Raw genomic sequence first — 14,449 nt, 5'->3', positions numbered from 1 at the left:
TCACGATTCGTGTGTGGTTTAGGACACAACGATGCAACAGAAGCTGAAAGACAGAGACGAGAGGAGTGTCGAATCCACCAGGCAGACTGTTACCAGTCGGTTGTCTCCTTACTCGGAATATTGCTCGCTCACATGGACACAGGCACGCTCAACCGTCCGTTCCCCATAGGTAGCCCCATCAGCGTAGTGGACCTCGTCCCACTTCGGTCGAACCAGCCCGGACTGCCGAAAGAGTCGATCGACGCGAGACGCGTCACGATTCGCCCAAAACGCAAGCAAACAACACAGTGCCATATCAGCCTCCGAATGGCTGTCGTATCCACTGATATCGCCGTTCCAAAGCGCCGAGAATTTCTCACCGTTCGCTGCTGACTGCGCTCGTTGGATTATTTCTTCATCATCCAATTGCGGGGTGAACGTTAGCTCACGGGTTTGCTTGGTAGATAGTCTCGCTGAATTAGTTGATCCAGAGGTGGAAACGAAGGTAGCGTGGACGCTTCGAATCACGCGCGAACGCTCACAGATCTGTTCGGGCGTCGTTAGCAAATGATTGCCAGTCATCGTGAAAAATCTGCCTTCGTCGTACATCTCAACCATCCCGCGTCGACGTGGGCCACTGGGGAGGGTCCCCCGAGCGATAATATGTACTCCCGTTCCTGATGGCGAGACTTCAGTATATGACCGGAGATGCCTGACAATCTCGATGGCGTCTTCATTTAGCGTCACCGCATCGGGGTCACGACAGTCATCGAGGTCGATACCGACATACGGATCGTCACTGGTGAAGACGAAACCAATTCCCGAGATACCATTCTGAGTAGCACGAGCCAACGCCTCGTCGAAGGTCCCCCACGTAGCTGCATCGGCAGTCGAGGCGAACGTACCACTCGCAGGATTTAGTGGAACCTTCGTTTGCTTGCCGTCTCGCTTTCGAGAGGCCCAGCAGACCCACTGCGGGCGATGACGAAGTTCGATCGGGAGCGCGTTCGGATTCATCGATACCTCACCGCATCTCCTGGTCGGTGGAGTTCTCCTCGCCGCCGTCACACTGAGAAACTGAGAGTGTTTGGCCATTCCTCTGAGTCACCGTCTGGATGTCATGCTTCGTAGCCACCGATGAATCCGGTAAATCCCTCTGCGAGAATCCATTCGCGATAACGTCTGCCTCGAACGGGCTCGCACGAACCCGAAGCGGGAACCAGCCCTCCTCGTCGATATTGAGAAGTGCTTCTGAATAGCCGTCCTCGTCGTTACCGGCCTTTGCCGTCTGTACCCAGTTTACTTCGCGCTCACTCAATCCGAACCAGTCAGCAAGCGTCTCGGCTTCTTCTTGAACGCGATGGATGAGCGTCATCGAACAGAGATTCGCAATCGTCCGCGCCTCCGGTGTAAGAGCGAACTCCCCGCCCGTCTGTGTGATGAACTGCAACGAGAGGTCGTAGTGTCGACTGTGTCTAACTGCTGTCTCTAAGAACTCAAGCGAGGTCGTATCGTTCATCAGATAGTGGGCTTCGTCAATCGCAAACACAACGCGTTTCTCAGTGCCTTTCGCACGCTCGTAGACGGCGTTGAACAACACCTGCATCATCAGACTGGTCTCTGTCCGCCCGCGCGTTCCCTCCTCTTGGTGGAGGTCGAGGTAGACGACACTCGAATCGAGGTCGAACTCCGTTGGTTTCGCGAGATTGGCGAGGTCACCGCCCTCGTGAAACGACGGTCGAAGGTCCTTCAATAGAGACTGAGCATCGTCAGCAACGCTTCGCTGTTCGCCCGCGGTTGCGTAGCCAAACGTAGTCGGGTCATCAAGCAGGTCCTCAAGGACGGTAATGACGTCTCGTACGGTGGGTGACTCACAGCTGTGCGTTGCTGGGTCGCGGGTGATACCGTTGCGTTCGTAGGCGTCTTGAATCGCCCGTCGAAGTGTCTGCTTTCGGTCACCGAGCGGATGGGTCGCGACGTGGGTGAAGAACGTCTCGAAGAACGTCAGCACCCACGAGATTTGCTCTGACCACGGATCGAGGTCGGGGACGTCCGCGAGAACGTCTCCAGGTGTTGGCTTGAGTTCGAGTGGGTTGAATCCACGCGTCCCCCCGACTGTCACACGCTCGCCACCGAGTGCGGCGTTCACACCTGCAAAGCCCTGCAGTGGATCGAGCATGATGATGACCGTTTCGGGGTCGTACATCGCTCGGCGAACGAGCTGGAGTTTCGTCGAGAACGATTTCCCTGCGCCGAGTTTACCGATGACCATCGTACAGTAGCCCGTCTCACGGTTGAATCGGTCCAAGATGAGTGGACTCTCGTTGAGTGCGTACGTTCCGTACTCAATTCCTGGTTCGGCAAACGCGCCTGCAACGAAGGGAAACATCGCACCGACCGCCCCTCCCAACATCGGGGTTCGAGTCTGCATCGAGTCGTTGAGTCGGTCAACGCCAACTGGACTCGCAGAGACGAGCGAGTCCAGTTGTGCCCATCGCGGTGTAATCGGCGTGAGATTCGCAGGCGAACGTCGTGCCGTGTTCGCGACTGCGTCTGAATGAATCTCTTTAGGAGTGGGTCCACGAACCGAGAGATACATCGACGTGTCGAACGCCTTCATCGACGTATTCCGGAGAACATCGTACATTTGGCGGTAGTCTTCGAGATCTTTTTGAATACCGCGAGCGCCCGCCCGTCGCTTTTCTTCGAGATACTCGTAGTCGGCTTCGAGGTCTTCGATACGATTCTCAAGCGAGTCGAGTGTCCGGTGTGTATCCCGTGGCGTGAGATGAAGCGAGATATCCGTCGTTCGGGTCTCTGAACTCGAATACAGCGTCTCAAACAACCCATCAGCTGGTGCATCAGGATACTCGCCAATCCAGAGCGTCCGCGCCCACTGTTCGCCCGTTCGAACCGCGTTCGGTGTCCGCTCGATATCGGATGGCGCGATGATCGTCTGATGGATGTCCGAAGCGGTCGTGAGACGACCGTGTTCTGTCTCGTAGTCGACAGAGACTGCCTCAGACTCGCCACTCCCCTCACGGCTTTCACCTTCAGCACGACGCCAAAATCGGAGTCGCTTCCAGTTCATTCGCGGCCTCCGACGAGTGGCCGCGTCCGCAACACGCGAGTGATATCCTGATAGTCGCGTTCTTCGCCTGCCCAGAACTCACAGATGAGTTGCGTCGCATCTCCAGTGTCGACACGGTGTGCATTACAGCCTTCTATCCCACGGAGTCCGCCTTCGATTCGCCGCAGTCGTTCGTCTAATGCATCGAACATCGCCTCACGTTGCTCTTCGATGCGGGGTGCGAATCGTGCCTGGACGAATAATCCGAGAAGAGGCACGGCTGCGAGTTTCTCGGTGAGACTCTCACGCTCGAAGCGAACCTCAGCGGGTGTTACCGAGACGACGACGTAGTGGTCGCGAATCGTCATCCGCCGCTCGTCGAGGTCTGCTGCGTACCACGAGATGTAGTGTTCGATGAGTGCGGCAAGTCTCGGGTTCTCCTTCACATCCGAATCGGTGAGTCTAGATTCGTACTGGGCGAGATACTCGTCTGCGGGAAACGGCTGCGTCGTCGAATAGATTTGAATTGGGAATTCGACGACAGTGTTGCAGAAGTCTTCGAACGCCGTCGCTTTCGTTGCCCATTCCGCATCAGTTGCGAGCGCCATCGTCGGTGGCGTGACGTGGACAAGCCCAAGCAGAGCGCCATCAGTTCGCTCGATGGCGCCTCGTTCAGTATGGACACGTTCGATTTGTGTGTACTGTTTGGCGTCTTCGTGAGTGAGCTCTTTCGCGCGTCGATGGAATCCAATGAACGTCGCGAACCAATCGAGACTTGTCGTGTACGTTGGCGTGAGATAGACGAACAACGCCCCGATGGCGATCGCGCCTCCTGCAACGGGGAGGGTGAATGTCTGTAATCGGTAGCCAGCAATCGCCGTCGACGGAGAGAGCACGACCTGCGTGAACAAGATGACGAGCACGCCCGGGAACAACGCGACTGCGAGGTCCGTCAGTGTGTACGTGCCGAATAGTTTTGGGTCGGTACCGAGCGATTTTGGAATGCGTTTGGTTGGATCAGTGTGTTGCATGGTTACTCGTTGTCTGGTCGGTCATCGGTATTCGTCGGCTCACGGTGCTCACGCTCGCGCGAGTCTGCCCAGCGAGAAGATGTCCAAGTCTCCGGATTTCGAAGGTTCTCGAAGCGCTGACTGCGGCTGTCTGTAACCGAGAACTCTGGCCGAGATCGGGTTGTGTTCGACCCAGAGGGTAATGCTGGAACTGTGTCGGCGTCTCTGCTGAATCGTTGTCGAAGTTGCGACCCTGATGCGCTGAGCCGAGATCCGGTTGCGTGGGCGCGTGAGTTACCTGAATTGAGAACCGTTTGACCGTCGGCTCGTATCGCAGGTTGGCCGCGTACACCGCGCATGAAGTTCTGTCCGCCTTGTGCGCCGCCTCGTCCTGTCTGAATGGTTTGATTGACACGCGTTCGAGCACGCTGCGTCGAGACACGTTGTGCCATCCGGTCGGTCATGAAGAACAGCGCACCGGCCTGCCAGAAGAGCACGAACGGCGAGACGACCGCAACGATAGGAATGATGAGCGCGGTGAGCCACGCACCGAGACCGCCCATCGAGAGCTCGAAGCTCGAACCCATGATCTCACCGACTCGGAACAACAGTGCGACAGGAACGGTCATGAAGAGAAACGGCACGTAGAATCCTGCCAGTCGCTTCATGAACCCAGAGACGAGCGAAAACGGGCCGACGCCCGGTATCCAGAATGCGATGAGTATCGGCATGAACAGGGTGAAAAGATAGAGGACAATATGTCTGACAAAGTAAATCATTGCGACAAGTGCGAATAGGACAAAATCAGTTGCCAAAGTGACAACTATTCCAAGAACTCCCATTGCACTAAACGACAACGTCTGAAAGAGCGAAATTTGTGAGAGGTCGGGGATAAGGTAGACCGATAGCTCTTGAATCAGTTGTCGCGAAATCGCGTCAATCCACCACCACGAGAGAATTCCTAAGAGCCCAGTAAATGCCCGCTTCTTGAGCTTCGAGCGGTGGTAGCCGCTGAACAGATTACTCGTCGCCTCAAAGAATATGATTACCCCTATAGAGAGTCCCCAGAGGAATAATGAGAGAGGGATAATCGCATTCCAGTAGTAATCATAGATACCTGGCCAGGCACCATTACCGGGCTCATCGAAGACCGAATCGGGTGCAGGCGTTTCAACAACTGTCTCCACAAGATCGCCTGCGTATTCTTCAATAATGCCCTCGATAGGTGCGAACAGGGCTTTAAGTGCCTCTTGGAGTGCAGCTACAATTACATCACCGAGTGCGCCGCCACTGCTATCCCCAGACTGCGCCGCAACAGGATTAGCAATCAAGATGAGTAGCCCGATAAGGAGAGCACATTTTGTCCACTTACGCATTCTCGGCCTCTCTTCGAAGCATCTCGATTGAAACCTCGCTACAGCTCGCTTGGAAATTTGCGCTTAGGAGTTCCCCCGAATACGACGCCCGAACTAGTCTTCGTGTAGTACTGTTCCCTGCCGCTTGTGCGATAACGACGGTCTTCGATGACCGGCCATCACAGGCCTCTGAATTTGTAATAAGAAATGGGGGAATAGATCCCATAAACTCCTGAGATTCATTCGGATGCAGAACTGTCTCAGCTGCAGTCTTCGGGAGAGCAAGATTAGCGGTTGGAAGATTCGGTGAAACATCGAGACTATTCGCTGCGTCATACAGTGCGTTCTCATAAGCAATGTTGTATATCCAGGTTGGACCAGTTCCCCTGTTTTCGACTCTCACAACCACATTACCCCGATTTCCCGGTGTTGATCGGCCTGACGAGTACTGCCTCACATTGACAATTTTGAGTTCTGGTACGAGATCAACAGATGTTGAAGCCGAATCTTGTCCAGGAGTAACCGCAGTTAATCTGTGCTGTCCTGGAATGTAGTGCTTTCCAGCGCCCACATCCAACAATTGAAGACTCGCTCTTGTCACACCCTCTGGAACACCCGTCCGTGTAAACAAACTGCCATCTGGTGCAATGAGATTGAGTTTCGTGACTGCATGGTCCTCTCGTAACCGTACGATTAGATACGGACCATCGAACGAGACATCACGAAAGACCAAATTCTCAGAGGCGCTCGTGGATGTTGTTGCGTCTGCTGCATCGTCATCTTGGGTACACCCAGCAAGGGCGGTGACGCTACCGAGAACGCCTGCTTTGAGCAGTGTTCGACGAGAGACGCCGTTTGTTCGCGCCATTACAACCGCCTCCACGGAGGCCACACACGCCACCCAGTGATTCGGTCGATGAAGAACACGCTCAGCAAGAAGAGCGACACGGGAACGGCGACCTCGTAGAGAACAGAGAGCGTCGACTGTATCGGCCCCCGTACGTACACCACGTCCGAATCACCTACATAGCCGGGAACTGACCGCCACCAACGACCAGGCTCGTACCGTGCAGAAACGCTGCCTGTCGATTGTGAGAGCGTCGTCGTCAGCGTTCCATTGTCACTGGTATTCATACGCTGGCCCTGGAGAACGACGTATTCCTCTCGGCCGTGGGTGTTGATTGGTTCGCCCGTCTGCGTATCTCGAAGGCTCACGCGAACCGTGACCGAGTCTTCAGTCGTGTTCAGGACGTCAAGCGTGAGTTCGCTCTCGTTGAGCGGGACTGTGACAAAGGACGATTCACTTGCATCGGCTTCGACACCACGAACGAGGCCGTACGCCGTCACTGCTGTGAGGTCGTTCTCGGTCGACTTGGTTCGAGTCGCAATTCCGTAGCTTGCAGTATACGGTTCGTCAGTAGCGCCCAACAGGACAGTCTCGGGCAGTGTCGGTGGCTGTGTCTCCACACCGTAGGTCTCCAGAATCGTCACTGTCCGACGTGGAGATGGTGTTGGACCGGTCTCGATTGGATAGGCATGCACTTGTAGCGGATGCAGCGAAGAGTGGTCGACTGTCTGACCCTCATCCGTGCTCGTAACGAGTGTATCCCACTCTGGGTCTCGTGCAGAGTAAAAGCGCCATACACCACGGACGTCACCATTTGGCAGAGAGTAGCCAAGCCACGGCTGATTCTTGTAGACGACGAGACCGAGATCGCCGTTGGGATACACCGCGTGATAGCCCGAGATGGTGAGGTCGTATGCGACCACATCGGTGCTATCGCGGACGATATGTGTCTCCGTCCGGCGTTCACGCTGGGTATTCCATTCGAGACAGGTACCTCGTGCGTCGCGAGCAGTACAGACAGAAACGCGTCTTTCTACTGTGACTGCGATTTCTGCGACGAGCGTGAGTGAGTGTGGTTCGTCTGTCTGGCTATCCAGTGAGTAGGGTAGTTCAGGCGTGTGAGTCCCGGATGCCGTTGATTCTACGTCACCATCAACGAGCAGCCGTGTCCCGACGATTTCGTGGTCAACTACCTCCCAGTTCGTCCGGCGATTATCAGTTGTCTCCGCTGTTGGAACAGCCACGCGATAGTCGACAGTTCCAAGAAGCGTTCCATTCGAGGCGACGTACAGCGGTTGGTCAGTCGGGGACAGTCTTGCGCGCGTCGAGGGCTGAACTGCAAAAATCTCGGTGTAGGCATCTTTGATGAACCGCCCATCGCTGAGCGTTGCGTTCAGTGGATGAACCGACTGAGTTGCATCCGTAGTTGGGAACTCCTGTAGGTCGCCACGGTTCCACTGCTCGACCGCTTTGGGTGGTGTGTCAAGTGGGATATCCGTTCCCGCAGCAATCGTACACAGTTCTGCTGACGACTCGTTCGGACGGCTTTCGAGTGCACTGACGTTCGAGACATCCTCATCACCTGCCCACAGCGTGCAGTAGGTCGTCTCGTTCAGCCCGTGGTCGGATTTGTTAGATGGGTGCGCAGCTGACGGAGTCACAGTCAGGGTGAGTGCAAGCACCGCCAGTGCGAAGACGAGAACGCCTCCAGACAGTCTGGGGCTTAGAACCCGCAACTTACGCCTCCAGAGACGACTTCGGTGAGAAGGAAGCCAATGATCGCCGTTCCGAGCGGGGCGACGATGACACCCCATACGACGGCTTGGTTACGAGCTTCTTTGAGTTCTTGTTTCAAATCAGCGCGCCGCACTGTCGGGAGCGCAACCGTCGTGCCGAGTGCGATTACTCCACCGACGAGTGGACCACCGAACTGGATGAGGGTGAAGAGATTCTTGATCGTTTGTGCCATGTCCGTATCACAGAAGGCAGTCCCAGTTGTCTGCGCGAGGACGGGTTGTGACGCGAATAGGGCGACAACTGCGAGCGTGCTTATTATTCGGAGTAACGAGACAAGCACGGACCCTTGGAGAACAGAGTCGTATTGACATCGGAAGCCGGGGAGCGATGGAAATGTACATCCATACTGTTCGGTTGTCGACAAACTACTCTCGCCAACGTTGGCGGAGTCAGAGCAATTCATATCAGACATTACGACTACTTCTGAATCAGGTAGGTCGATGTAGTCATCCGTCACAACACGATTGCGACCCGTGGAAAAGATAGCCTAAATTCCTAACAATATTTTGACTATTATTCTGATTTATGCTCTGTATCGATTGGGACAGCCCGGTTGAACAAGTCGGCGATTACATACCTTAGAGGTGATCGTGCAACTTGTTGGTACTCCGCGTACCGTTTCTCGGCCCAAGCAATCAGCTCTGGGTCGTGACCGATGAGAGTCTCTGATTGAAGACCACTTCCGAAATTCACGGCATGACCAGGGCTAGCTGGAGCTAACACAACAGTATCTCCGTTGAGGATTCCCAACCCAAAGGGGAATTCTTCAATCCCAGGAACAACGAGTATCCGAACATTGGTAGCACGAAGTGCAGTACTTACAATGTCTCGATATCGACCAGTTCTCGGAAGGTTATAGAGTACTGGCTCGGTGATTATTGATTCGTACGGCACACCAGATTTGATAACCGGATAGAAAATATCCGCAAGTTGAGCTGAAACATGCGAACGGAGTCCACGGACTTCTGTAATTCCGTTCTCTACCAGCTCTCTGAGCGCAAGAATAGTCCGCTCTGGAGAGATCGCCTCGTCGATGGTTCGCTCAACCGTCGCAAGCGATGTGACTGGAATGTCGGCTATTCGCTCATCACAGCAGCAGAAAAATATCGTATGTCGTCGGGCGATATGGACACCGTTGATCAGTGATTCATACGTAGCGATTACTTCCTGCCCAGAGTCTGTAAGTTTGTAGTGGCCAGCTGAGTAATCTCGTTCGACTAACTCGTGGTCAGTGAAGCCATTGATAGCTCGATGGACTGTCGAACGGGATGGTGCATTAGGACCACGAGAGAGGTCGGCCTTCCGTGACGGGGCCTCTCTAAGACGTTTGAGTATTGTCGGTCTCGACGTTGCACCAAGCAGATATGAGAGACTCGAATCAGGATCTCCAAATTCGTCGGCGGTAGTCGTTACGTCGATGTGGTGAAGCACAACCGCTCCGAGTCCCGTTACCTCGTATCCGTCGTGGTCAACACCTTCGTTCGAGATAAAATGCCACTCACGGATTGGGTTGAGTAATCGGTAAATCGTGGTCCGGTCGACATCGAACTCATCTGCGAGTGTGTCGAAACTCGCTGGTTCCTCGCTGAGCCGGGTGAGAACCGCATAGGGCGTGACGTCCCCTATCGATTGTACCCCAGCAAGATGAGCCAGCACGTCGTGGTCGGACACAGCCATAACCAATAATCGAAGGGCAAGTAGAGCCGTTAAATGCTTTTGCAGGCAATAAGACGGTCTTTGCTATAGGCACTACTCAGAGACAGATATGAATCGGTGTCGTAGCATCGCTTCCCGTTGCTCGAACTGTGGTCGCTGATAGACGGTGTGTGCTGTATAGAGAGGTTGGATTGGTCACCGCGGGTGATTTGGTTCCAAGTTAGGATGAGTTAGACCATGGGGGATGGCGACGTTCGCGAGACTAGCCGTTCTCAGACTCGGGGGTGACACCGAATTCACCGACGACCGCTGTAGGAGTCCGTCCATTCGATCCGGTATGGCTCGGACGAGGCTCCTGCTGTCGCGTTGTCGACGTCAGGTGGTCAATGACGTACTCTGCATCCCTGCCGACGCCGGTGAACAGCCCCGACGTCATCGCGTACAGGAAGAATAGGCCCACGAAGTACAATCCTGGCTCGTCCGGGACGACGCCGCGCACGTGGACGGGTTCCTTGGGCTGTTCCTTCCCGTCGAAGATTGGGAGGTCTATCCACGAAAAGTCAGGACGGAAGCCAGTGCACCAGATGACGTTCTCGACGTCGAGAACGTCGTCGTCCCCGACGACGGGGCGACCGTCGCGGACACCGGTCGTACGAGGCACCCGCTTGACGCCGGCGGCGGTCAAGTCACTTGGCTTCGTGCGCACCAGCGGGCCGCCCTGTGAGAGCACCTTCGGGCGGATACGGCGCCCGACCGGCGTCCCCGTCGTGAAGATCCGGTGAAAGAGCACGCGCATCACGAACGGGGCCCCGAGGTGACGGCCGACCCACGAGTCGATGTGGAACGGCACGTGGCCGACGTCCCGGCCCGACAGCCATGTTTCGTGCTCGTAGGCGACGTCGAGGGCGATCTCGGCACCGGAGTTGCCCGCCCCGACGACGAGTACGTCCCCGTCCTGGAGTTGTTCGGGGTTGCGGTATTCGCTCGTGTGCAGCTGGACGACGTCGTCGGAGAGCTCCGCCGCGAAATTCGGGATCTTTGGGACTTGGAAGCTCGCCATTGCCACCACGACGTTGTCCGCCTCTATCCGCCGGTCGCCCGCGGTGACGAGGAAGCCATCGCCGCTCCGTTTCAGCCCGTCCACACGGACGCCGAGTTCGACGGGCAGGTCGAACCGCTGGGCGTAGGACTCCAGATAGTCGGCCACTTCGTTCTTCGTGGGAAAGGCGTACGGTGAGCCCGGAAAGTCCATCCCCGGTAGGCTTGAGTAACGGGCGGGCGTGAACACCCGGAGGGAGTCCCAGCGGGCCCGCCATGCGTCGCCGACGCGGTCGCTCGCGTCGAGGATGACGAAGTCCTGGTCGTGCTGCTGCAGGTAGTACCCGGTCGCCAGTCCGGCCTGGCCGCCACCGATAATGACGGTATCGCGTTGTTCGATCATGTTTTTGTTCCTTGGTAAGCGTACGCGCCGGAGGGAAGTGATGATGCCGCGTGCAGGATTTCACGTCCTGAAATCTTAGATAGGCCGGGTATCTGCTACATTAGAGACTCTCGGCTGACCGGGTTGCCAGTCGGATGGCGACGGTCGTCGCCAGTGGCGTTACGACGACACGCGGGACTCGAAGGCGGTGGGGTCTACCGGGGTCGCCTCCGCGCGAACCTGCTCGAAGACCGAGATGGCCCAGTCTCGGGCCTCCGGGGCGTCCGTGTCGATGACTGCCACGAGCGCCCCAGTCTCGGCGTCATGGCAGCAGATGCCGGCCCGGTCGTCCACGACGCCGAGGCCGCAGCGGTCGCCGTCGGGGAGGTGATCGTGGACGAGGACGGTCGCGTTCTCGCAGGCGGTGACCTCCATGATCTGTTCCGGGTTCCAGGCGAACATCCCCTTCAGGGCCTCGGGCGTGAACACGTATTCGAACGTCATTCCCTCAAGGACTGCGCCGCAGGCTGTCTCGAGGTTGCTTGACTTGTAGACGATGTTGTCGAACCCGCGCAACGACGAGGTCGACGCGATGAGCTGGCTGAGACGCTCGACGGGCTCGTAAGGGTAACCTGGCCCGGGGTAGGAGACCACCGCGTCGGCAAAGAGGTCGACGGAGAACCCAGGCATCTCGACCGGCAACCACTGCCAGACATCGCGAAGCTTCTCCTCGACCTCCATCGCGTCCCGGAGAGCAAGGAACCGGTCGGCGACGTACTCGCCGAGAGGGGTCAACTCGTACGCGGTGCCGTCTCTGACGAGCCACCTACGCTCTTCGAAGTCGGCGAGCACCCGTCCGACGGTCGGCGAGGAGGCGCCGGTGGCCTCACACAGCTCTCGACGGTCTGTTGGTCCGTCCCCCAGCGTCTCGAGGACACCAACGCGGTGGGCCGACATGGCCAGGAACTGGATGTTATTGATTCCCGCAGTCATATGTGATGTAGGGGGGCGAGGAGCTTAGCGTTTCTACGTACCTGGGCGAGCGAACGGGGCGTGCCGAGTCTCGTCTACTATGACATCTATATCGAAATTTTAACAGAAAGTATTCATACGTGATGCTGAAATCGGGACATATGCGTCGTCGTGCCCTCCTCAGCAACGTTGGACTTCTCACCGCAGGTTGTGTCGCTGCACCCACAGCGAGCGATCAAACCGCACCATCGACAACAGAAACCGAGACACCAAGACCGAGTTGTGAGTCCTCGCCCGAGACTGAACCCAGTTCTCAAGAAAGACCACAGAATGCTGAGTACGAACTGACTGACCTTCAGGTATCGACAAGCACAGACCGCCCTACTCATCACTATATTCTCGAACCATCGGCGTTCTACTCCGAAGATGCGGTCGAACGCGAAGAGTCACGAACCGGCGAAGAGCAAGTCGTCGTCGATATCACAGATGTCGAAAATCCAGAATCGAAGGCGGCTATCGAAACCGCGATTTTAGAGGGAGAATGGAAATCGAACAGAGCCCCAGAAGACTTGCCTGAAACAATCGAGCGTGTCGATTTCTTCACCGGCGTCTCGAAAGACGACACGTATACACACATTGGATTGACGCTGCATCACCTCGACCCGGATGCGCCACCAGCCATCGAGTTCACAGCCGAAATCACCGACCGATACGTGGCTCCAGACAGCCCCGGCGCAATCGAATTCAGTCTCCGGAATCGAAGTGCCCAGACCCAAGAACTGTTCTCGGGGACGGTACCGCCGTTCGGGATGCTGCACGCAGAAGCGATTGGAGATGGTGAGTCGTTCCTTATGTGGCGCGACTACGAAAAAGAAGGATGCTTCAGCCGGTGGAATGGTGGATGGGCGCGGTGCGATATCGGGATTATCTCCAAACTTGAATCGTGCGAGCAGCTCTCGAAAGTATACGAAATCCTCCCGAGTACGACCGATACCTACCCTGACGAAACCGTGCCACAGAGTGCAGGCACATACCAGGTAGCAAAGACAGTGAGTTACAGTCTGGGTGGCGGTGCGCCAAGTTCAGAACTCTCGTTTGACCTCGAATTTACACTAGAGCGGATTTCATGACTTGCCTCGAGACAAAGTGGTCCGAGAGAACCCGACCTGATGAAGATGAGCTGGCTGCCGCCTGCCACGAGGCTTCGGAGAGCGCAGAAGACTGGGGCGAAACGTTAGACAGATGAGCTTCACGTCCACGAGGTGAACTGCAACGGAAAGACGCTATTCATGGCTGTTCGACGCCTGGTAAATGGTCTTCTCCCAGTAGATGCAAGCGAGTTCCCAAAACGAGGGTTGGGGACAGGCGATGCGTTCGAAGAACTCTATAGTCAATTGGACCGGATAGGTGGCACGCATCTGTTCGTCTTCGACGAGATTGATCACCTCACAGATGCGAATACGCTTCTGTACGAACTGCCACGAGCCCGATCGAATGGGCACGTCACAGATGCGCGTATCGGCATCATTGGAATTAGCAACAACTACACGTTCAGGTCGGGTCTCTCTCTAAAAGTCAAAGACACGCTGATGGAAACCGAGATCTCGTTCTCGCCGTACGATGCACACGAACTCAAAACGATTCTTCTCGATCGTGCTGAACGCGCGTTCATCGATGGTGGGTACGATATGTCGGCAATTACGATGACAGCTGCAATTGCAGCTCAGGACATGGGGAACGCACGCCAAGCAATTGATCTCCTCCGAGTGGGCTCTGAGGTTGCCGAAAAAAACGGAGAGCTATGCGTAACGGACAAACACATTGAGGAAGCCCGAGAGCTCGTCCAACGTGGTCGACTGAGCAACCGGATACGTGACCAGACAGAACACACGCAACTGATTTTAGAGACAATTGCGCGCCTTGACAAACAGGGCAACAAACGAGTCCGTTCGAAGACCATCCAGTCACACTACGAAACGGTTGCTGCCTCGTGGGGCGTAGACGCACTTACGACGCTAAAAAGTGTTCAAGACAATCTTTCTGATCTCCATATGCTGGGGTTCACCAAACGTTATGAGCGAAACAAGGGTCTGAGTGGTGGCCAATACTATGAATACGAGTTAGATCTCGACGCAGACCTCGTACTTGAAACACGTGAGAAGATAGAACAAGAAACCCAAACGTAGCGAAAGCACACGAAACGTACTGTCTCTTGCCTCGTACCGGAGGCATTTTTGGATCCCGTATTTCTCAATTTTGTCTCAAACAGGGGGTGTAGCATCAGTTACGAGTACTACGTTTCGTGTGCTCACAAATCGTCCCAGAATCAACATACAGTAGCGC

The 14,449-nt window shown here is 55.8% G+C and carries 10 protein-coding genes and 1 pseudogene; 2 read left to right on the top strand and 9 right to left on the bottom strand.

Annotation, left to right across the window (positions count from 1 at the left end):
* Positions 1 to 108: 108 nt before the first annotated feature.
* From LAQ58_RS00515 to LAQ58_RS00475, 9 genes are all read right to left on the bottom strand, one after another.
* Positions 109 to 996: a phage NrS-1 polymerase family protein gene (locus LAQ58_RS00515; protein ID WP_224448673.1), complete on the bottom strand. Its 888-nt coding sequence runs from the start codon at positions 994 to 996 to the stop codon at positions 109 to 111.
* A 7-nt stretch (positions 997 to 1,003) separates the two neighbouring features.
* A complete protein-coding gene (locus LAQ58_RS00510) occupies positions 1,004 to 3,070 on the bottom strand; it encodes a VirB4 family type IV secretion system protein (protein ID WP_425490677.1) in 2,067 nt (688 codons plus the stop codon).
* Positions 3,067 to 4,080: a TraC-like domain-containing protein gene (locus LAQ58_RS00505; RefSeq protein ID WP_224448671.1), complete on the bottom strand. Its 1,014-nt coding sequence runs from the start codon at positions 4,078 to 4,080 to the stop codon at positions 3,067 to 3,069. The genes LAQ58_RS00510 and LAQ58_RS00505 overlap by 4 nt, the downstream gene beginning before the upstream one ends.
* Positions 4,081 to 4,082: 2 nt before the next feature.
* Positions 4,083 to 5,435 (bottom strand): TrbL/VirB6 family protein, encoded by a 1,353-nt coding sequence (locus LAQ58_RS00500; protein ID WP_224448670.1) that lies wholly within the window; start codon positions 5,433 to 5,435, stop codon positions 4,083 to 4,085.
* Positions 5,436 to 6,281: 846 nt separating this feature from the next.
* The gene (locus tag LAQ58_RS00495; protein ID WP_224448669.1) at positions 6,282 to 7,943 is read right to left on the bottom strand and encodes a DUF8186 domain-containing protein; all 1,662 of its coding nucleotides are present in this window, start codon (positions 7,941 to 7,943) and stop codon (positions 6,282 to 6,284) included.
* A 41-nt stretch (positions 7,944 to 7,984) separates the two neighbouring features.
* Positions 7,985 to 8,230: a hypothetical protein gene (locus LAQ58_RS00490; protein ID WP_224448668.1), complete on the bottom strand. Its 246-nt coding sequence runs from the start codon at positions 8,228 to 8,230 to the stop codon at positions 7,985 to 7,987.
* 341 nt (positions 8,231 to 8,571) lie between these two features.
* A complete protein-coding gene (locus tag LAQ58_RS00485) occupies positions 8,572 to 9,735 on the bottom strand; it encodes a transcriptional regulator FilR1 domain-containing protein (RefSeq protein WP_224448667.1) in 1,164 nt (387 codons plus the stop codon).
* 241 nt (positions 9,736 to 9,976) lie between these two features.
* Positions 9,977 to 11,155: a flavin-containing monooxygenase gene (locus LAQ58_RS00480; RefSeq protein ID WP_224448666.1), complete on the bottom strand. Its 1,179-nt coding sequence runs from the start codon at positions 11,153 to 11,155 to the stop codon at positions 9,977 to 9,979.
* Between the two features lie 159 nt (positions 11,156 to 11,314).
* Complete coding sequence (locus LAQ58_RS00475) at positions 11,315 to 12,127, bottom strand: helix-turn-helix transcriptional regulator (RefSeq protein WP_224448665.1); 813 nt, start codon at positions 12,125 to 12,127, stop codon at positions 11,315 to 11,317.
* 122 nt (positions 12,128 to 12,249) lie between these two features.
* On the opposite strand from LAQ58_RS00475, the gene LAQ58_RS00470 reads away from it, so the two are divergent.
* Together LAQ58_RS00470 and LAQ58_RS00465 are read left to right on the top strand one after the other, a co-directional pair.
* A complete protein-coding gene (locus tag LAQ58_RS00470; protein ID WP_224450198.1) occupies positions 12,250 to 13,236 on the top strand; it encodes a hypothetical protein in 987 nt (328 codons plus the stop codon).
* Between the two features lie 111 nt (positions 13,237 to 13,347).
* Positions 13,348 to 14,292 (top strand): annotated as a pseudogene (locus tag LAQ58_RS00465) (cell division control protein Cdc6); the annotation flags it as partial.
* Between the last annotated feature and the right edge of the window lie 157 nt (positions 14,293 to 14,449).

The organism is Haloprofundus salilacus, from assembly GCF_020150815.1.
GTDB classification, from domain to species: domain Archaea; phylum Halobacteriota; class Halobacteria; order Halobacteriales; family Haloferacaceae; genus Haloprofundus; species Haloprofundus salilacus.
This window is presented reverse-complemented; position numbering and strand designations above follow the sequence as displayed.